Consider the following 20,054-nt stretch of genomic DNA (forward strand, 5'->3'; position numbering starts at 1 on the left):
GGCAGCACGATGTGCCGGCGGGCACCGAGGACCGGGTGCTGCGCGCCGCCGAGGTGCTGCTGCGCCGCAACATCTGCGGGCCGGGCCCGCGGCGTTCGTCCGCCCGGTGCCCCCGCCGCGGTCAGTGCTTCTGCCGGCTGAAGTACTCGAAGCCCTTCTGCGCGTCCGCGCCGAGGGTGGGGCCGGCCAGGAAGGTGGCCTGGTCGTTGCCGACCGAGGTGTTGCTGACCAGGGCCGGCTTGCCGTCCGGCTTGGTGGCGAACCAGCCGCCGCCGCTGGAACCGCCGGTCATGGTGCAGCCCATCGCGTTCATCGGCGGGCGCGCGGGGTCGTAGACGTACGGGGTCAGCTTGACCCTCGAGTCGCAGTGCTCCAGCTCGCGGCCGTCGAACGGGACCTCGGCCGGGTAGCCGTAGGCGGAGACGGCGCTGATCGTGTCGATCGGGGCGTTGAACCAGATCGGGATCGAGCCGCCGACGGTCTCCTCCAGCGAGCGGCTGCCGCCCTCCTCGTTGTGCACGTGGAAGACGGCGAAGTCGAACTGGCTGGCCGGGCCGCCCTTTTCGCTGCCCTCCTGGACCCACTGCGGGGAGACGTAACCGGCGTCCATCGTCCAGGCACCGTACGGGGCGAGCTGGGCGACGGTGGCCCTCTTGCCGCCGCTCGCGGCGCCGCCCCGGTTGTACGAGGGCACGAAGCCGATCTTCTTGAACCAGTCGCCGTCCTTGCCTTCGTGGACGCAGTGCGCGGCCGTCCAGACCAGGTTGGAGCGGCCGGGGTTGGCCGGGTCCGAGACCACGGTGCCGGAGCACTCCGCGTCGGCGGTCGGGCTGACGCTCATGAAGATCTTGCCCACCACCGCGGTGCCCGGGCTGTAGGGGTGCTTCTCCGCGGTGGCCGCGATGGCGGGCGGCAGCTGCACCTCGGAGCGGGTCGGGGACTTCGCGGTCGCGATGTTGGCCTCCTTGGGCTTGACGCCCTTGGCGGCCTCCATCCGGACCTGGTCCCAGTAGCCCTTCAGCACCTCGGGCTTGAAGCCGTGGTCCTTGGCCCAGTTGGCCAGGTCGTCGGCGCTCCAGTTCTTGAGGTCCTTCAGCGAGTCCGGCAGCTTGATGCCGCCCTTGCCGGCGGAGGCCGAAGGGGCCGACGAGGGCGGCGGCGGTGCGGCCTGCGGCGCAGGGTCGTCCTGGCAGCCGGTGGCCGTCAGCGCCAGCACGGTGAGCAGGGCGGCCGTGGCCGCGGCGGAACGTCGGTGGGTGGAAGGCATGGGCTCGATCCCCGTTGCTCGGTCGGTCGGTGGGGCGGGTGTCGGTGCTTCTCGGACGGATGTCTTTCTCGGACGGATGTCACTTCTTGGAGAGGTAGTCCAGCGCCTGGCGGGCCACGCCCTCCAGGTAGGGGCCGTTCAGCGAGGTGTGGTCGACGGTCCCGAGGGAGGTGTTGCTGACCAGCGCCTGGCGGCCGTCCGGCAGGGTGGCGAACCAGCCGCCGCCGCTGGCGCCGGAGGTCATGGTGCAGCTGATCGTGTGCATCGCCGGGCGCTCGGGGTCGAAGGAGAGCACCCCAGGCCGGCCCGCGTCGCAGCGGTCCAACTCCTGGCCGTCGAAGGGGCGGCCGACCGGGTAGCCCCAGGCCGAGACGGTGATGCCGTCGCGCGGGGCGTCGAACCAGACCGGGACGGCCGACCCGACGGCCTCCTCCAGCGACTGCCCGGAGTCGTCCGCGGCGTGCACCCGGAGCACCGCGAAGTCGTACTGGTTGGCCGAGTTGCCCGCGTGCCCGCCCTCGGCCGTCCACTGCGGCGAGGTGATCACCTTGTCGGCCCACCACTGGCCGAGCGGCGCCACCTCGGCCAGCGTCGCCTTGCGGCCGCCGCTGGCCGCGCCCGAACTGTTGTAGGCGGGAACGAAGATGAGGTTCCTGAACCAGTCGCCGTCCTTGCCCTCGTGGACGCAGTGCGCGGCCGTCCAGACCAGATTGCTCCGGCCGGGGCGGGCCGGGTCGGCGACCACCGTGGCGGAGCACTGGCCGGTGCCGCCGTTCGGCGCGGTCATGAACACCTTCCCGGAGGCGGCGTACCGGGTGTAGGGGCGCGGCACGGCCACCGCCTGGACGGCGGAGGGCACCGGTGCGGCGGTGGGTGATGCGGCGGGGCCGGCAGTGGCGGAGAGCGGCGGGGAGGAGGCCGCGGGCGAGGCGGCGGGCGGCGCGGGCTGCTGCGCGGGTGCGCCGGCCATGCTGTCCGGGCTCCACACGCCCTCCGTCCGCGGGTTGTGGAAGACGTGCTTGGAGGCCCAGTTGTCCCAGTCCTCGAAGCGCCACCGCTTCAACTCGTCCCAGCTGCGCGGCAGCCCCGAGGCGCGCCGGCCGCCGTCGTCGGGGGCGCCGCAGGCGGCCCCGGTGAAGAGCACCGCGAGGGCCACGGCAGCGGCCCCCGCGGTGCGGTTGATCGATGACATCGGCCCCGCCCCCGGACGTTCGACAGAGTTCCCCTGCCGCAGTCTCCCATCCGCGCCGGACCCGGGGCCCGCCGGTGTCCGGCTGTTGACGAGTGGTCATCGATTCGTGACCGGTGTCGGCCGTCCGAGTGACAGTGCTCACCCCCGGGGGTGAGTGATGGTTCGCCGTTCACCGGAAGGAGTGAGCTGATCTTGTGCTCACGACCCCGGGATAGGTAGCCCTTACCCGTAGTCCAGCCCGTCCGAAGGAGCAGCCTTGAGCACCGCCCTCACCGGAGCCCCGCCGGCCGTAGCCACCAGGCCGGCCGCGCAGGCCGCCACGGCCGCGCCGGATCCGCTGCTCCACCCGGATCCGGCCACCGCCGCCGAACAGGCCGCCACCGAGAGCCTGCTGCGGTGCTGGGCCCGGGAGACCGGGGCCCGCCCGGCCGGCGGGCAGCTGCGGATCGCCGTCCTCGGCGGCGCCGCCGAGCTGGCCGCCCCGCTGCGGCACTGGTCCGCCTGCGGCTGGCACCGGTTCGGGCGGGTCACCGTCACCGCCGGCCACGGCGCACCGGGCCCGGTCGACCCCGTCACCGTCGCCGCGCTGCTCGCCGGCGCCGCGGCCGAACACCCCGACCCCGGGCAGATCGCCGACCTGGCCGCCCGGGTGGCGGACTCGGTCGGCCGTACCGCCGAATTCCTGGCCCACCACCGGGCGTCGACCCGGGAGGCCGGCACCCCCTTCCTGCGGGCCGAGCAGTCGCTGCTGCTGGGCCACCCGCTGCACCCCACCCCCAAGAGCCGGGACGGCCTGGCACCCGCCCAGAGCGCCGCCTACTCGCCCGAGCTGGGCGGCAGCTTCCGGCTGCACTGGTACGCGGTCGACCGCGAGCTGCTGGCCGCCGACTCCGCCGCCGCGCTGCCCGCCGAGGCCCTCACGGCGCGGCTGCTCGGCGACCCGGGCCTGCTGCCACCCGGCACCGCGGCCCTCCCGCTGCACCCGTGGCAGGCCGGGGAGCTGGCGCTGCGCCCGGCCGTCGCCGCCCTGCTGGACGAGGGCCTGCTGCACGACCTCGGACCGCACGGCGAGCCCTGGCACCCCACCTCCTCGGTCCGCACCGTCTACCGCCCCGGCACCCCGTGGATGCTCAAGCTGTCGCTGGGCCTGCGGATCACCAACTCCCGCCGGGAGAACCTCCGCAAGGAGCTGCACCGGGGTGTCGAGGTGCACCGGCTGCTGGAGCGCGGTCTGGGCGCCGAGTGGCAGGCCGCCCACCCGGGCTTCGACATCGTCCGCGACCCGGCCTGGATCGGCGTGGACCACCCCGGCCTCGGCGACCCGGGCGGCCTGGACACGGTGCTCCGCAGCCAGCCCTTCGGCCCGGCCGACCGGGCGCTGTGCGTGGCCGGTCTGATCGCCGAGCAGCCGCTGGGCCGGATGCACTCGCAACTGTCCGACATCCTGCGGGAGCTGGCCGGCCGCAGCGGCCGACCGGTGCAGACCGTCGCCGCCGAATGGTTCCTGCGCTACCTGCACGCCGTGGTGCTGCCGATCCTGTGGCTGGACGGGCAGGCCGGCATCGCCCTGGAGGCGCACCAGCAGAACAGCCTGGCGGTGCTGGACGCGGCGGGCTGGCCGGTCGGCGGCCGCTACCGCGACAACCAGGGGTACTACTTCCGGGCCTCGCACGCGGGCCGGCTGGCCGCCCGGTCGCCCGGCATCGGCGCGCACAGCGACACCTTCGTGCCCGACCAGGTCGCCGACGAGCGCTTCGCCTACTACCTCGGCATCAACCACGTCCTCGGCCTGATCGGCGGCCTGGGCTCCCAGGGCCTCGCCGAGGAGGGCGTGCTGCTGGCCGCCCTGCGCGGCTTCCTGGCCGGCCCCGAGGCCGCCGCCACCGGCTCCCGGCTGCCGGCCCACCTGCTGGACTCGCCCACCCTGCGCTGCAAGGCCAACCTGCTCACCCGGCTGCACGGCCTGGACGAGCTGGTCGGCCCGGTCGAGACCCAGTCGGTGTACGTGACCATCACCAACCCCGTGGCGACGGGGTGACGGTGGCCGGGCCGCCGCCGGACCTGCTGGACGGCGTGGCCGACTGGGGCCCGATGCCCACCGCCGCCGGCGAGTTCCGGCTCCGGCCGGCCGACCCCGACACCGACCTCGCGCTGCTGGCCGGCTGGATGAACGACCCGGCGGTGGACGCCTTCTGGGAGCTGGCCGGACCACCCGCCACCACCGGCCGCCACCTGCGCGCCCAGCTCGACGGCGACGGCCGCAGCGTGCCGTGCCTGGGCCTGCTGGACGGCGCCCCGATCAGCTACTGGGAGGTCTACCGCGCCGACCTCGACCCGCTCGCCCTGCACTACCCGGCCCGGCCCCACGACACCGGGCTGCACCTGCTGCTCGGCCCCGCCGAGGCCCGCGGCCGAGGCCTGGGCGGCCTGCTGCTGGCCGCGCTCGCCACCCGGATCCTGGCCCGCCGGCCGCGCTGCGAGCAGGTCGTCGCCGAGCCCGACCTGCGCAACACCCCGTCCCTGCGGGCCTTCCGCAAGGCCGGCTTCGACGCGCGCGGCGCACTCGACCTGCCGGGCAAGCGGGCCGCCCTGATGGTGCGCCGGCGCGCCGGCCTCAGCCCCGCCGGCCCGCCCGGCTGACGCCACCCGAGCCCGAACCCCCTCTCCCCGAAGTGGATGGCATGGACAACCCGCAGCCCGAGCCGTACGACCTCCTGGGCGTCGGCATCGGCCCGTTCAACCTGTCCCTCGCCGCGCTCGCCGACCGCGCCGACGGCCTGCGGACCCTCTTCTGCGAGGCCCGGGCGGAGTTCCGCTGGCACCCCGGCATGCTGGTCGACGGCGCCCGGATGCAGGTGCCGTTCCTGGCGGACCTGGTCTCGCTGGTGGACCCGACCAACCCCTGGTCCTTCCTGAACTACCTGCGCGACCAGGGGCGGCTGTTCCCGTTCTACTTCGCCGAGCGCTTCCAGCTGCCCCGCCGCGAGTACGACCACTACTGCCGGTGGGCCGCCGAGCGGCTGCCCAACTGCCGCTTCTCCGCCGAGGTCACCGCCCTGCACTGGGAGCCCGAGCAGCGGCTCTACCGGGCCGAGACCGCCACCGGGCCGGTGCCGGCGCGGGCCGTGGTGCTGGGGGTGGGCACCGTCCCGGCCTGCCCCGAACCGTTCGACCGGCTGGCCGGCCACCCGCTGGTCTGGCACGGCGCGCAGTACCTGGAGCGCCGGGCCGCGCTGGCCGGCGCCCGGGACATCACGGTGATCGGCTCGGGCCAGTCGGGGGCCGAGATCTTCCTCGACCTGCTGCGCACCCGCGGCGCGGACGGCACCCGGCTGCGCTGGCTCACCCGCAGCCGGGCGCTGGCCCCGATGGAGTACTCCAAGCTCGGCCTGGAGCACTTCACCCCCGACTACACCCGCTACTTCCACGGCCTGCCGGGCCCGGCCCGGGACCGGCTCGTGCCGGCCCAGTGGCAACTGCACAAGGCCGCCAGCGCCGAGACCCTGGCCCAGATCCACGACCACCTGTACGACCGCACGGTGGGCCGCCCGCTGGACGCCGACCCGGTGGAGATCGTCCCCGGCACCGAGGTCACCGGGGCCCAGGCCGGCCCGTGCGGCGGCTTCGAGCTCAGCTGCCGGCACCGGGACTCCGGGGTCCGGCACCTGCTGCGCACCGACGCCGTGGTGCTCGCCACCGGGTACCGGGCCGTCCGCCCGGCCCTGCTGGACCCGATCGCCGACCTGATCGACTGGGACGAACAGGGCCGCTACCGGGTCGACCTGGACCACCGGGTGGCCACCGCCGCGGCCCTCACCGGCGGTCTGTACGTCCAGAACGCCGAGCTGCACACTCATGGGGTCGGCGCCCCGGACCTCGGTCTGGGCGCCCACCGCGCGGCCGTCATCCTCAACGCCGTCGCCGGCCGGTCGGTCCACCACCTGCCCACCCGCACCGCCTGGACCAGCTTCGCCCCGCCCACCGCCGCCCTGCTCCCGCGACCCCAGGAGGAGAACCGTGCCGCAGCCGTCCGCTGACCAGCCGCTCCAGCTGCCCCCGCACCTCACCGAGGAGCACTGGCAGCGGGCCCGGCGGGGGCTGCTCGCCAAGATGCTCGGCGAGTTCGCGTACGAGGAGCTGATCACCCCGGAGCCCGACGGCGACGGCGACGGGTACGCGCTCGAACTGCCCGGCGCCGGCTACCGGTTCCGGGCCCGCCGCGGCGCGTACGGCGGCTGGCAGGTCGATCCGGCCTCGGTGAGCTGCCCGCAGGACCCCGAGGTGGATCCGCTGCGCTTCGTCCAGCGCGCCCGGCACCTGCTCGGACTCTCCGGCGACACGGTGGGCCACCTGATCCGCGAGCTCACCGCCACCCTGATCGCCGACACCCACCAGCTGGGCACCGAGCTCACCGCCGCCCAGCTGGCCGGGCTCGGGCACGTCGAGCTGGAGGGCCGGCAGACCGGCCACCCGTGGATCGTCCCCAACAAGGGCCGGATCGGCTTCTCCGCGCAGGACGCCGCCCGCTGGGCCCCGGAGGCGCGCCGGCCCCAGCCGCTCCCGTGGCTGGCCGTGCACCGCAGCCTGGCCGAGTACCGCGGCCCCGCGGACCTGTACGAGCGGGAGCTGGACTCCCCGGAGCGGCTGCGCGCGGTGCTCGGGGAGCGCGCCGACGAGTACCTGCTGCTGCCCGTCCACCCCTGGCAGTGGGACGAGGTCGTCGTGCCGCTGTTCGCCCCCTGGATCGCCGACGGCCGGATCGTCCCGCTGCCGAGCGACGGGGACCTGCGGCTGCCGCAGCAGTCCATCCGGAGCTTCTTCAACCTCACCCGGCCCGAACGCTGCACCGTCAAGCTGCCGCTCGCCATCCTCAACACCCTGGTCTGGCGCGGTCTGCCGACCCGGCGCACGCTGGCCGCGCCCGCCGTGACGGCCTGGGTGCACGCGATCCGCGACGCCGACCCGTTCCTGCGCGAGGAGTGCCGGGTGATCCTGCTCGGCGAGCTCGCCTCGGTCACCGTGGACCACCCGCTCTACCGTGACCTGCCGGAAGCGCCCTACCAGTACAAGGAGCTGCTCGGCGCGATCTGGCGGCAGTCGCTGGACAGCTGCCTGGAGGCCGGCGAGCGCGGCCGCACGCTGGCCGCCCTGCTGCAGACCGGCTCGGACGGCCGGGCACTGGTGGCCGAGCTGGTCGCCCGCTCCGGGCTGGCGCCCGCCGAGTGGCTCGGCCGGCTGTTCGCGGTGATGCTGCCGCCGCTGCTGCACTTCCTCTACCGCTACGGCACGGTCTTCTCCCCGCACGGCGAGAACGCGATCGTGGTCTACGACGAGCGGGACGTGCCCGTGCGGCTCGCGGTCAAGGACTTCGTGGACGACATCAACCTCAGCGACCAGGACCTGCCCGAGCTGGCCGGCCTGCCGCCCGAGGTGGCCGGGGTGCTGCTGCGCGAACCCCCCGCCTACCTCTGCCAGTTCCTGCACGCCGGCCTGTTCATCGGGGTGTACCGCTACCTGGCGCCGCTCTTCGAGCAGCAGCTCGGCCTGCCCGAGCGGGAGTTCTGGGCGCTGCTGCGCGAGCGGATCCTGGCCCACCAGCGGCGCTTCCCCGAGCTGCGGGAGCGGTTCGCGCTCTTCGACCTCTTCACGCGCCGGATCGACCGGCTCTGCCTGAACCGCAACCGGCTCCTGCTGGACGGCTACCGCGACCGCGCCGAACGGCCGCACGCGGCCGTCCACGGCCAGGTGGAGAACGCGCTGCACCCCGGGGCCGCGATCGGGATGCCGGGACAACGGGGCCGGATTGTCACTCCCGCCCCGTAGGCTTGGGACGCGATGACGAACGACTCCGAATCCCTCCTCCAGGCGGCCGACGAAGCACCGGGCGACGAAGCTCCGGCCGCCGTCCCCGCGTCCCGGCTCCCGGAGCTGCTGCACGCCGCGGTCACCGCCGTCGGCGGTGTCGAGCGGCCCGGCCAGGTCAAGATGGCCGAGGCGGTCTCCGCCGCGGTCGACACCGGCGAGCACCTGCTGGTGCAGGCCGGCACCGGCACCGGCAAGTCCCTCGCCTACCTGGTGCCCGCGCTCGCCCACGGCGACCGCGTGGTGGTGGCCACCGCCACCCTCGCGCTCCAACGCCAGCTGGTGGAGCGGGACTTGCCCCGGACGGTGGACGCGCTCCACCCGGTGCTGCGCCGCCGCCCGCTGTTCGCGATGCTCAAGGGCCGCTCCAACTACCTGTGCCTGCACCGCGCGCACGAGGGCACCCCGGCGGACGAGGGGGAGGGCCTGTTCGACCCGGTCGAGGCGCTCGGCGGCCCGTCCGGCAAGCTCGGCCAGGACGTGCTCCGGCTGCGCGAGTGGGCCGGTGAGACCGACACGGGGGACCGGGACGACCTCTCCCCGGGCGTCTCCGACAAGGCCTGGGCACAGCTGTCGGTCACCTCCAAGGAGTGCCTGGGGGCCACCAGGTGCCCGTACGGCGGGGAGTGCTTCGCCGAGGCGGCCCGGGAGCGGGCCAAGCTCGCGGACGTGGTGGTGACCAACCACGCGATGCTGGCGATCGACGCCATCGAGGGCGCCCCGGTGCTGCCCGAGCACGGCCTGCTGATCATCGACGAGGCGCACGAGCTGGTGAACCGGGTGACCGGCGCGGCCACCGCCGAGCTGTCGGTGCACGCCGTCAACCGGGCGGTCCGGCGGGCCGCCAAGCTGGCCAACGAGAAGGCGGTGGACGCCCTCCAGGCGGCCGCCGAGAACTACCACGGCCTGATGGAGACCGCCCAGCCCGGCCGGGTCGAGGAACTGCCCGAGTACCTGGCGTACGCGGTCTCCGGGATCCGGGACGCCGCCCGCCAGGTGATCACCTCGCTGGGCGAGACCAGGGACAAGGCGCTCACCGACGAGGACGCCGTGCGCAAGCAGGCGATGGCCTCCGCCGAGACGCTGCACGAGACGGCCGACCGGCTGCTCCAGGACTCCGAGTACGACGTGGTCTGGATCGAGCGCAGCGACCGCTTCGGCCTGGGCGCGGCCTCGCTGCGGGTGGCCCCGCTGAGCGTCTCCGGGCTGCTGCGGGAGAACCTCTACAAGGAGCGGTCGGTCGTCCTCACCTCCGCCACCCTCAAGCTGGGCGGCGACTTCAACGGGGTGGCCGGCTCGCTCGGCCTGCCGGTCGACGGCCGGTTGCCGGACGAGCGCTCGGCGGCCGAGCTTGAGCCCGCGCAGGGCGAGGACGCCCCGCCGTACTGGCGCGGGATCGACGTCGGCTCCCCGTTCAGCTACCCCAGGCAGGGCATCCTCTACGTGGCCAAGCACCTGCCGGCGCCCGGGCGGGAGCCCGACCGGCCGCAGATGCTGGACGAGTTGACCGAGCTGATCGGCGCGGCCGGCGGCCGCACGCTGGGTCTGTTCTCCTCGATGCGGGCCGCGCAGACCGCCGCCGAGGCGCTCCGGGAGCGGCTGGACAACCGGATCCTGCTGCAGGGTGAGGACACCCTCGGCGAGCTGATCCGGGAGTTCGCCTCGGACGCCACCACCTGCCTGTTCGGCACCCTGTCGCTCTGGCAGGGGGTGGACGTGCCGGGGTCGGCCTGCCAGCTGGTGGTGATGGACCGGATCCCGTTCCCGCGCCCGGACGACCCGCTGATGAGCGCCCGGCAGAAGGCCGTCGAGGAGCACGGCGGCAACGGCTTCATGGCGGTGGCCGCGACCCATGCCGCGCTGCTGATGGCGCAGGGCGCCGGCCGGCTGGTCCGCGCGGCGGACGACAAGGGCATCGTCGCGGTGCTCGACCCGCGGCTGGCCACCGCGCGGTACGGCGGCTTCTTCCGCTCCTCGATGCCGGACTTCTGGTACACCACCGACCGCAACCAGGTGCGGCGCTCGCTGGCCGCGATCGACGCCTCGGCCGCCCCGGTCCGCCCGGTCGCCAAGCGGGCGGTGTCGTAGCCCCGGCCACCGGGCCGCGACATGCCGCGGGGGCCCCGGCCGTGATCGGCCCGGAGCCCCCGGGATGTCGGGTCGTGATCGGTCAGAGGCGGCGCAGCACCGCGACGACCTTGCCCAGGATGGTCGCGTTGTCACCCGGAATGGGCTCGTACGCGGGGTTGTGCGGCATCAGCCAGATCTTGCCGTCCTCGCGCTTGAGGCGCTTGACGGTGGCCTCGCCGTCGATCATCGCGGCGACGATGTCGCCGTTCTCGGCGACCGGCTGGCGGCGGACGGTGACCCAGTCGCCGTCGCAGATGGCGGCCTCGATCATCGAGTCGCCGCGGACGGTGAGCGCGAACAGCTCACCCTCGCCGACCAACTGGCGGGGGAGCGGGAAGACGTCCTCGACGGTCTGCTCGGCGAGGATCGGGCCACCGGCCGCGATCCGGCCGACCAGCGGCACGTACGAGGTGGACGGGCGCCCGGCGGTCTCCGCCGTGTTCGGCCGGGCGACCTCGACGCCGCGGACCTCGTAGGCGCGCGGGCGGTGCGGGTCGCGCCGCAGGAAGCCCTTGCGCTCCAGGGCCATCAGCTGGTGCGCCACCGAGGAGGTGCTGGACAGGCCGACGGCCTGGCCGATCTCCCGCATGCTCGGGGGGTACCCGCGGCGCTGCACCGAGTCCCTGATCACCTCGATCACCCGGCGCTGGCGCTCCGTCAGGCCCGCCTCGTCGGTGCGGATGCCCGGCGGGCGGCCGGGCATGGCGCGGGGCGGGGCGGGCTGGACGAGCACGGCGTCCTGCACCGAGGCGTGCTCGATCGGCTGGCTCTGGCTCATGCTGTGGTCCATGCTCTGGTCCGCGGTGCGCGCCGAGCGCTCCTGCACCGGAATGGCGGTCCTTGCTTCTACCGTGTTCATGGCGGCCCTCATTCGACAGGCGTTCTCCCTTGTGCAGCTCAACTGGTGCACCTATCGAAAGGTTGCGCCAAACACACGTTCGAGTGAATTATCAAGCAGTTAGCTGACTCGATCAAGGCTTTGGGTGTACATCGATTAAATGTTCGACTCGAACAGTGTATTCCGCGTCGCGGAGGGATCTCGACCGCTTCCGGCGCGTCGCCCCCCGACTCCTAGATCTAGTGGCTAGTCTCCTCGCTCGTACCCACAGGTTGTGGTCCGGTAGAGTGGCGGAGTCCGATGTCTTGCCGCCAGGGAGGAAGTCCTCAGGTGCACTGCCCCTTCTGCCGGCACCCGGACAGTCGCGTGGTGGACAGCCGCGCCAGCGATGACGGGAGTTCGATCCGTCGCCGCCGTCAGTGCCCGGACTGCAGCCGCCGTTTCACCACGGTGGAGACGGCCACGCTGATGGTGATCAAGCGCAGCGGAGTCACCGAGCCGTTCTCCCGGGAGAAGGTGATCTCGGGGGTCCGCAAGGCCTGCCAGGGTCGTCCGGTGACCGAGGACGCACTGGCCCAGCTCGGCCAGCGGGTCGAGGAGTGCGTCCGGGCCAGCGGGAGCGCCGAGCTCTCCACCCATGACGTCGGGCTGGCCATACTCGGTCCGCTCAAGGACCTCGACGTGGTCGCGTACTTGAGGTTCGCCAGCGTGTACAAGGCCTTCGACGGCCTGGAGGACTTCGAGGCCGCCATCGCGGAGCTCCGCGTCGAGCGGCCGGTGATCGCGGAGGACTGCGCACCCGTGCCGACCCCCGCCGCCGCGCCCTGACGGCTCGGCCGTACCCCGTGCGGCCCCTCGGGGCCCCGCGCGCCTGAAATCGGCGCACAAACCGAACAAAACGTGCACATCGGCGGGCCGACCGGCAGCCCTGCACGCCAGGAGAAGCGAACCAGCGGTGCCCGGAAGGTTCGGGGCACCTAGGGCGTTTGCCCAGGAGGAGGACCAGAAGTGACAGACACGACGAGCGGTTCCGCACGCGGGTCGAAGTCCGAGCGGACCAAGGGCGCCGGCAAGGCGGCCAAGGCCGGCCTGCGGATCGAGCGCATCTACACCACCCCTGGCGTCCACCCCTACGACGAGGTGAGCTGGGAGCGGCGCGACGTCGTCATGACCAACTGGCGCGACGGTTCGATCAACTTCGAGCAGCGCGGCGTGGAGTTCCCGGACTTCTGGTCGGTCAACGCGGTCAACATCGTCACCTCCAAGTACTTCCGCGGCGCCGTGGGCAGCCCGCAGCGCGAGTGGAGCCTCAAGCAGATCATCGACCGGGTGGTGCTGACCTACCGCGCCGCCGGCGAGAAGCACGGCTACTTCGGCTCCGCCGAGGATGCCGAGGTCTTCGAGCACGAGCTCACCCACGCCCTCCTCCACCAGGTGTTCAGCTTCAACTCGCCGGTCTGGTTCAACGTCGGCACCAAGCAGCCCCAGCAGGTCAGCGCCTGCTTCATCCTGGCCGTCGACGACTCCATGGAGTCGATCCTCGACTGGTACAAGGAAGAGGGCATGATCTTCAAGGGCGGCTCCGGCGCCGGCCTGAACCTCTCCCGGATCCGCTCCAGCAAGGAGCTGCTCTCCTCCGGCGGCAACGCCTCCGGCCCGGTCTCCTTCATGCGCGGCGCCGACGCCTCGGCCGGCACCATCAAGTCCGGCGGCGCGACCCGCCGCGCGGCCAAGATGGTCGTGCTGGACGTGGACCACCCGGACGTCGAGGCCTTCATCGAGACCAAGGTGAAGGAGGAGGAGAAGATCCGCGCGCTGCGCGACGCGGGCTTCGACATGGACCTCGGCGGGGACGACATCGCCTCCGTCCAGTACCAGAACGCCAACAACTCGGTCCGGGTCTCGGACGAGTTCATGACCGCGGTCGAGAACGGCACCGAGTTCGGCCTGCGGGCCCGGATGACCGGCGAGGTCATCGAGACCGTCGACGCCAAGAAGCTCTTCCGCAAGATGGCCGAGGCCGCCTGGGCCTGCGCCGACCCGGGCATCCAGTACGACTCGACCATCAACCACTGGCACACCTGCCCGGAGTCGGGCCGGATCAACGCGTCCAACCCCTGCTCCGAGTACATGCACCTGGACAACTCCAGCTGCAACCTCGCCTCGCTCAACCTGATGAAGTTCCTCCGGGACGACGCCGCGGCCGACGGGGGCCAGCGCTTCGACGCCGAGCGCTTCGCCAAGGTGGTCGAGCTGGTCATCACCGCGATGGACATCTCCATCTGCTTCGCCGACTTCCCCACCGAGAAGATCGGCGAGACCACCCGCGCCTACCGCCAGCTCGGCATCGGCTACGCCAACCTCGGCGCGCTGCTGATGGCCACCGGCCACGCCTACGACTCCGAGGGCGGCCGCGCGCTGGCCGGCGCCATCACCTCGCTGATGACCGGCACCGCCTACCGCCGCGGCGCCGAGCTGGCCGGCGTGGTCGGCCCGTACGAGGGCTACGCCCGCAACGCGGCCCCGCACCAGCGGGTGATGAAGCAGCACGCGGACGCCAACGCCGCCGCCGTGCCGGCCGACGGACTGGACACCCCGGTGTGGGCCGCCGCCACCGAGACCTGGGCCGAGGTGCTGCGCCTCGGCGCGCGCAACGGCTTCCGCAACGCGCAGGCCTCGGTGCTCGCGCCGACCGGCACCATCGGCCTGATGATGGACTGCGACACCACCGGGGTCGAGCCCGACCTCGCCCTGGTCAAGTTCAAGAAGCTGGTCGGCGGCGGCTCGATGCAGATCGTCAACGGCACGGTGCCGCGGGCGCTGAAGCGTCTCGGCTACCAGGACGAGCAGATCGAGGCGGTCGTCGCGCACATCGCCGAGCACGGCAACGTGGTCGACGCGCCGGGCCTGAAGCCGGCCCACTACGAGGTGTTCGACTGCGCGATGGGCGAGCGGGTCATCTCCGCGATGGGCCACGTGCGGATGATGGCGGCGATCCAGCCGTGGATCTCCGGTGCGATCTCCAAGACGGTCAACATGCCCGAGGCGGCCACGGTCGAGGAGATCGAGGAGATCTACTTCGAGGCCTGGAAGCTCGGCGTCAAGGCGCTGGCGATCTACCGCGACAACTGCAAGGTCGGCCAGCCGCTCTCGGCCAAGACCAAGACCCCGGCCGTCGCGGCACCCGCGGCCGCGCCGGTGGTCGAGAAGGTCGTCGAGAAGGTGGTCGAGTACCGCCCGGTCCGCCGTCGACTGCCCAAGGGCCGTCCCGGCATCACCACCTCCTTCACGGTCGGTGGCGCCGAGGGCTACATGACCGCCAACTCCTACCCGGACGACGGTCTGGGCGAGGTCTTCCTGAAGATGTCCAAGCAGGGATCCACCCTCGCGGGCATGATGGACGCCTTCTCCATCGCCGTCTCGGTGGGCCTGCAGTACGGCGTCCCGCTGGAGACCTACATCTCGAAGTTCACCAACATGCGCTTCGAGCCGGCCGGTCTGACCGACGACCCGGACGTGCGGATGGCCCAGTCGATCGTCGACTACATCTTCCGCCGCCTGGCGCTGGACTTCCTGCCCTTCGAGACCCGCTCCGCGCTCGGCATCCACTCCGTCGAGGAGCGCCAGCGCCACCTGGACACCGGCTCCTACGAGCCGGTCGAGGACGACGTGGACGTCGAGGGCCTGGCCCAGTCCGCCCCGCTGGCCGAGGCCTCCAAGCCCGCCGCCGGCACCCCCGCCGAGCCGCCGAAGGCCGTCGCACCGGCCCCGGCCAGGGCGCACAACTCCACCGAACTGGCGGAGATCCAGCTCGGCCTGAGCGCGGACGCGCCGCTCTGCTTCTCCTGCGGCACCAAGATGCGCCGGGCCGGCAGCTGCTACCTGTGCGAGGGCTGCGGCTCCACCAGCGGCTGCAGCTGATCACGGTCGCCGGCGCACGGGGCATCGCCCCGGCGCGCTGGTGCGGCCAGTAGTGGTGCACGAAGGGCGTCGACCGACCGGTCGGCGCCCTTCGTGCTGCGCGCGCTCCCTCCCGCTCCGGGTCGCGCCGGGCCTCCGACGTGCGGTCCGGCCCGGTGCTCCGGAACGCGTCGGCCGCCGTTCACCCGGAGTTGTACGGATGCGCAGGGTTGGGTTGCCACAACGGAACGTCAACTGGCCGGTTGAGACCGTGTGCTGAATCGATATGATCTGATGACCGCGTGTACTGATCAACCGCCCGGGGCGGGCCCTGTCGTGTGCCTCGGGCGGTCGCGCGATGTCGACCGCCCTGCCGCTGACGCCTGCACCGAGGATCAGATAGATGAAAGCTCGCACGCGCCCCGCTCGCGCGGCGTACCAAGGCCGGGACATCGGCTCGGCACTGTGGGCCGCCGCCGCGGTGCTGCTCGGTGCGGCCGCCGCCGCCGGTGCGGTGGTCGCCGCCGCCGGGCACCGCGCGGTGGTGGCCGGGGTGGCCGGCGGTGTGCTGCTGGCCTGGTGCGGCCTGGTGGTGATCGCCGCCCGGCTGGCCGGCCGGGCGCACCGGGCGGAGGCCGAGCTGACCCTGGCGCGCCGCGAGTTGGCCGCCACCCAGGGCACGGTGGCCCATTTGCACGCCGACGTCACCGCGGGCCACAACGTGGCCGCCGCCCTGCGCGCCGCACTCGCGGAGGCGCAGGCCGGTGCCGAGCGGGACCGGGCCGACCTGCACGGCGCGCGTACCGCGCTGGCCGAGGCCGACAGCACCGCCGCCGCGCTGCGCGAGGACGTCCGGACCGCCGCGGAGGAACGGGCCGCGCTGGCCGCGCTGTCGGCCGAGGTGCTGCCCGAGGTGATCGGCCGACTGCGTGCCGGCGCCGCGGTCAACACCGTGCTGGCGGGCCGCCCGGCGACCGCCCACGACGCTCTGCTGCGCACGGTCGCGGAGGAGATCGGCCGGGGCGAGCGGCAGCGGGCCGCTGCCCTCGCGGTGTGTGCCACGGCCGCCGGCCGGGTCCAGGCGCTGGCCACCTCGATGCACGCCGAACTGCGCGACATGCAGCACCGGCACGGCGACGACGTGCTCGGCGACCTGCTCAGCCTGGACCACTCCACCGCACAGGTCGGGCGGATGGCCGACAGCATCGCGGTGCTCACCGGGGCTCGTTCGGGCCGCCGCTGGACCAAGCCGATCGGCGTGGAGTCGATCCTGCGCGGCGCCCTTGGTCGGATCGGCGCCTACCAGCGGGTCCGGCTGCACTCCGCCTCGACCGCTGCGGTGGCCGGCTTCGCGGCCGAGGGCGTGATGCACACGCTGGCCGAACTGCTGGACAACGCCGCCAACTTCTCGGCGCCCCCGGCCGAGGTGCACGTGTACGTCGAGGAGGTCCACTCGGGCCTGGTGATCACCGTCGAGGACGGCGGACTGGGCCTCGGCGGCAGCTGGCTGCGCCGGGCCGAGCAGGCCGTCTCCGGTGAGCCGCTGGACCTGACCGCCCTCTCCGCCGGCACCCGGCTGGGCCTGGCGGTGGTGGGCTCGCTGGCCCGCAAGCACGGGCTGTCGATCTCCTTCCGGCCGTCCGCCCGGGGCGGCACCGGTGTGGTGGTGCTGATCCCGGAACAGCTGGTCACCCACCCGAACCCGGCGCTGGCCAAGGCGCTGACGGTGGGCCGCTCCCCGGACCGGGGGAACACCGAGAACCGCCAGGGCGCGGACGGCCGCCGGACCGAGCCGCTGCGTTCCGAGCCGCTGCGCGCCGAACCCCTGCGCGCCGAACCCCTGCGTTCCGAGCCGAACCGTACGCTGCCGGCCCGCATCGAGCCCGCCCGCACCGAACCGGCCCGCACCGAGCCGGTCGAGCCCGCGCCGGCGGCCCCGGCCGGGACCGGTGGCCTGCCGCAGCGTCGCCGCGGACAGACCCTGGCCGGTGCCACGACCTCCCAGACCATCGCGCCCGCTCCACCGGCGCAGCCCGCCCGCCCCGGCGCCGCAGCTCTCTCGGCGGCCCGGTTCGGCGCCTTCCGGAAGGCCCTGCAGCAGGGGCCGGACGAATCCCACGACGCTCTCCCGAAGGACGACTCCTGATGAGCAGCACCGACCGTGATCTCGACTGGCTGTTGGAGAATCTGCTGAGCAGCACCCCGGGGGCGCGGCACGCCCTGGTGCTCTCGGCGGACGGGCTGAAGCTCTGTCACACGGTCGGACTCGGCACCGACCAGGCCGACCAGCTCGCCGCGATCGCCTCCGGGATGCAGAGCCTGGCGCACGGCGCCTCGATCGAGTTCGGCGACGGCTCGGGAGGGGTGCGGCAGTCGATGACCGAGTTCCACGGCGGCATCCTGTGCATCGTGGCGGCCGGCGAGGGCGCGCACCTGGCCGTGGTGACGGAGGACGACGCCGACGTCGGCGTGGTCGGGCACAACATGCACGGGCTCATCGAGCAGATCGGGGCCTACCTGAGCGCCCCGCCGCGCGAGATCGAGGCCGGGGTGTGAACGCCCCCCGGAACCTGCCGGGGTGGGACGAGGATCCGGACCGGCTCTACACCGTGACCAAGGGGCGCAGCCGCCCGCCGGAGCACGCCTTCGACCTGGTCACCCTGATCGTCACGGAGCAGGAGCCGGCGCCGGGCATGCAGTCCGAGCACGCCCGGATCCTGCGGCTGTGCGAGACCCCCACCGCCGTGGTGGAGGTGGCCGCCGACCTCGGCCTGCCGGTGAGCGTGGTGCGGATCCTGCTCGGTGACCTGCTGGAGGCCGGCACCATCACGGCCCGCCACCCCAGGTTCGCCCCGACCAAGGCCCGCTTGCCCGATCTCGACATGCTGAAGCAGGTGCTCCATGGTCTCCAACAGCTCTGACACCGCGGTGCTCACCGACCGGGTGCCGCTGCGCAGCACCGCGACCAATGCGCTGAAGATCGTGGTGGTGGGCGGGTTCGGGGTCGGCAAGACCACCCTGGTGGGTTCGGTGAGCGAGATCCGCCCGCTGAACACCGAGGAGACGATGACCCGGGCGGGCGAGGGCATCGACGACCTGTCCGCGGTCCGGGACAAGCGGGCCACCACGGTGGCCTTCGACTTCGGCCGGATCACGCTCAGCGCCGAGCACGTGCTCTACCTGTTCGGTGCCCCGGGGCAGGAGCGGTTCTGGTTCCTCTGGGACCGGCTGTTCGCCGGCTCGCTCGGGGCGGTGGTGCTGGTCGACACCCGCCGGCTGGAGGAGTCCTGGTACGCCATCGACCGGCTGGAGCAGCACGGGACGCCGTTCGTGGTGGCCCGGAACAACTTCGACGGCCCGGCGCACACCCTGGCCGAGGTGCGGGCCGCGCTCGATCTGCCGGAGCACGTCCCGCTGGTCGACTGCGACGCCCGTGACCGGGAGTCCAGCAAGCAGGTGCTGATCGAACTGCTCCAGCACCTGCACCGGCTGGCCGAAGCCCAGACCGCCGTTGTGGAGGAGACCCCGTGACCGAGCCCGCGACCACCCCGCCGCCCGGCTGCCCGGCCCATGCCGGCGCCGCCCCGCTGTACGGGCCGCGGTTCCAGACCGACCCGGCGCAGGTGTACCAGGAGCTCCGCACGACGCACGGCCCGGTCGCCCCGGTCGAGCTGGCGGGCGGGGTGCCGGCCTGGCTGGTGATCGGCTACCGCGAGCTCCAGCTGGTGACCAGCCAGTCGAAGGTGTTCGGCCGGGACGCCGACCGCTGGCGGCTGTGGGACAGCATCCCGCAGGACTGGCCGCTGCGGCCGATGATGACCTCGGCCCCGTCGGTGATGTACGCGGAGGGCGCCGAGCACCAGCGCCGCCGGGCGGCCGTGGACGAGGCGCTGGCCTCGGTGGACCCGTACGAGCTGAAGAAGTACTGCGAGGAGATCGCCGACCGGCTGATCGACGAGTTCGCCGGCCGGGGCGAGGCGGACCTGGTCGCCGAGTACGCGCACCAGGTGCCGCTGCTCGCGCTGTGCCGGATGTTCGGCCTCGGCGAGGAGGAGACGCCCCGGCTGATCCGGGCCCTGGTCGCGATGGTGGACGGCGGGCCGGGCGCCCAGGCCGGCGCCGTGGACCTGCTGGCCGTGATGCTGCAGCTGGTGCAGGAGCGGCGGGTGAACCCGGCCGCCGACATGACCTCGGTGCTGGTGGCGCACGAGGCCGCTCTGACCGACGACGAGATCATGCGCGACCTGCGGGTGCTGCTGATCGCCGGCCACCAGACCACCGCGTACTGGATCTCCAACGCGCTGCGCCTGATGCTGACCGACGACCGGTTCGCGGCCTCGCTGTCGGGCGGTCGGCGCTCGATCGGGCAGGCGCTCGGCGAGGCGCTCTGGGAGGACACCCCGACCCAGATCTTCGCCGGCCGCTGGGCGACCCGGGACACCCAGCTCGGCGGTCAGAAGATCAGCAAGGGCGACCTGGTCCTGCTCGGTTTCGCGGGCGCCAACACGGACCCGGCGGTGCGGCCCGACGGCGGCCGTCCGGCCGAGGGGAACCGGGCCTACCTGAGCTTCTCGTACGGCGACCACGGCTGCCCGCACGCGGCCAGCGAGGCGGCCGAGGTGATCGCGACCACGGCGATCGAGGTGCTGCTGGACCGGCTGCCGGACCTGCGGCTCGCGGTGGCGGAGAGCGCGCTGGTGTGGCGGCCGTCGGCCTGGGTGCGGGCGCTGGTGGCGCTGCCGGTGGCGTTCACGCCGGGCTACGTGACGGACTGACCGGCGGGGCGGGTGGCGGCCGAGGACCGCCCGGCTGCCGCCCGCCCGATCGACTGCCGCCCGCCGATCAGCTGCCGGCCGCCGAGTGCC

15 protein-coding genes are annotated in these 20,054 nt (G+C 73.4%); 12 read left to right on the forward strand and 3 right to left on the reverse strand.

All coding sequences use genetic code 11. The features are described from left to right. Window positions 1-121: 121 nt before the first annotated feature. The gene (locus AB0K43_RS28045) at window positions 122-1,267 is read right to left on the reverse strand and encodes a hypothetical protein (RefSeq protein ID WP_363644555.1); all 1,146 of its coding nucleotides are present in this window, start codon (window positions 1,265-1,267) and stop codon (window positions 122-124) included. A gap of 79 nt (window positions 1,268-1,346) precedes the next feature. Continuing rightward, window positions 1,347-2,459, reverse strand: coding sequence for a trypsin-like peptidase domain-containing protein (locus tag AB0K43_RS28050; protein ID WP_363644557.1), 1,113 nt, complete (start codon window positions 2,457-2,459; stop codon window positions 1,347-1,349). Between the two features lie 256 nt (window positions 2,460-2,715). Between AB0K43_RS28050 and AB0K43_RS28055 the strand changes: the two genes are divergently transcribed. Genes AB0K43_RS28055 through AB0K43_RS28075 form a run of 5 tightly spaced genes read left to right on the forward strand, consistent with a single transcriptional unit; the run spans window position 2,716 to window position 10,409 of the window. Continuing rightward, window positions 2,716-4,497, forward strand: a complete 1,782-nt coding sequence (locus AB0K43_RS28055; protein WP_363644559.1) for an IucA/IucC family protein — start codon at window positions 2,716-2,718, stop codon at window positions 4,495-4,497. Further along, complete coding sequence (locus tag AB0K43_RS28060; protein WP_363644561.1) at window positions 4,494-5,099, forward strand: GNAT family N-acetyltransferase; 606 nt, start codon at window positions 4,494-4,496, stop codon at window positions 5,097-5,099. The genes AB0K43_RS28055 and AB0K43_RS28060 overlap by 4 nt, the downstream gene beginning before the upstream one ends. 41 nt (window positions 5,100-5,140) lie before the next feature. Continuing rightward, complete coding sequence (locus tag AB0K43_RS28065) at window positions 5,141-6,496, forward strand: SidA/IucD/PvdA family monooxygenase (RefSeq protein ID WP_363644563.1); 1,356 nt, start codon at window positions 5,141-5,143, stop codon at window positions 6,494-6,496. Continuing rightward, entirely contained in the window at window positions 6,477-8,282 is a 1,806-nt protein-coding gene (locus AB0K43_RS28070; protein ID WP_363644565.1) for an IucA/IucC family siderophore biosynthesis protein, read from the forward strand. The genes AB0K43_RS28065 and AB0K43_RS28070 overlap by 20 nt, the downstream gene beginning before the upstream one ends. 12 nt (window positions 8,283-8,294) lie before the next feature. After that, window positions 8,295-10,409: an ATP-dependent DNA helicase gene (locus tag AB0K43_RS28075; protein WP_363644567.1), complete on the forward strand. Its 2,115-nt coding sequence runs from the start codon at window positions 8,295-8,297 to the stop codon at window positions 10,407-10,409. A gap of 82 nt (window positions 10,410-10,491) precedes the next feature. Here the strand turns inward: AB0K43_RS28075 and lexA are convergent, their stop codons facing one another. Next, entirely contained in the window at window positions 10,492-11,154 is a 663-nt protein-coding gene (gene lexA / locus AB0K43_RS28080; protein WP_233288955.1) for a transcriptional repressor LexA, read from the reverse strand. 465 nt (window positions 11,155-11,619) lie between these two features. On the opposite strand from lexA, the gene nrdR reads away from it, so the two are divergent. The 7 genes from nrdR to AB0K43_RS28115 all read left to right on the forward strand — a co-directional run bounded on the left by nrdR (window position 11,620) and on the right by AB0K43_RS28115 (window position 19,964). Next, window positions 11,620-12,117 (forward strand): transcriptional regulator NrdR, encoded by a 498-nt coding sequence (nrdR, locus tag AB0K43_RS28085; protein ID WP_363644569.1) that lies wholly within the window; start codon window positions 11,620-11,622, stop codon window positions 12,115-12,117. Window positions 12,118-12,297: 180 nt separating this feature from the next. Next, window positions 12,298-15,210 carry a vitamin B12-dependent ribonucleotide reductase gene (locus AB0K43_RS28090; RefSeq protein ID WP_363644571.1) on the forward strand — a complete coding sequence of 971 codons (2,913 nt, stop codon included), beginning with the start codon at window positions 12,298-12,300 and terminating at the stop codon, window positions 15,208-15,210. A gap of 382 nt (window positions 15,211-15,592) precedes the next feature. Beyond that, window positions 15,593-17,335 (forward strand): ATP-binding protein, encoded by a 1,743-nt coding sequence (locus AB0K43_RS28095; protein ID WP_363644573.1) that lies wholly within the window; start codon window positions 15,593-15,595, stop codon window positions 17,333-17,335. Further along, window positions 17,335-17,745: a roadblock/LC7 domain-containing protein gene (locus tag AB0K43_RS28100; protein ID WP_363644575.1), complete on the forward strand. Its 411-nt coding sequence runs from the start codon at window positions 17,335-17,337 to the stop codon at window positions 17,743-17,745. Before AB0K43_RS28095 ends, AB0K43_RS28100 begins: the two co-directional genes overlap by 1 nt. After that, window positions 17,742-18,110: a DUF742 domain-containing protein gene (locus AB0K43_RS28105; RefSeq protein WP_363644577.1), complete on the forward strand. Its 369-nt coding sequence runs from the start codon at window positions 17,742-17,744 to the stop codon at window positions 18,108-18,110. Before AB0K43_RS28100 ends, AB0K43_RS28105 begins: the two co-directional genes overlap by 4 nt. Continuing rightward, a complete protein-coding gene (locus AB0K43_RS28110; protein WP_363644579.1) occupies window positions 18,091-18,720 on the forward strand; it encodes an ATP/GTP-binding protein in 630 nt (209 codons plus the stop codon). The genes AB0K43_RS28105 and AB0K43_RS28110 overlap by 20 nt, the downstream gene beginning before the upstream one ends. After that, entirely contained in the window at window positions 18,717-19,964 is a 1,248-nt protein-coding gene (locus AB0K43_RS28115) for a cytochrome P450 (RefSeq protein WP_363644581.1), read from the forward strand. The genes AB0K43_RS28110 and AB0K43_RS28115 overlap by 4 nt, the downstream gene beginning before the upstream one ends. Window positions 19,965-20,054 lie beyond the last annotated feature (90 nt).

Origin of the sequence: Kitasatospora sp. NPDC049258, assembly GCF_040678895.1 — a bacterium.
Taxonomy (GTDB): Bacteria; Actinomycetota; Actinomycetes; order Streptomycetales; family Streptomycetaceae; genus Kitasatospora.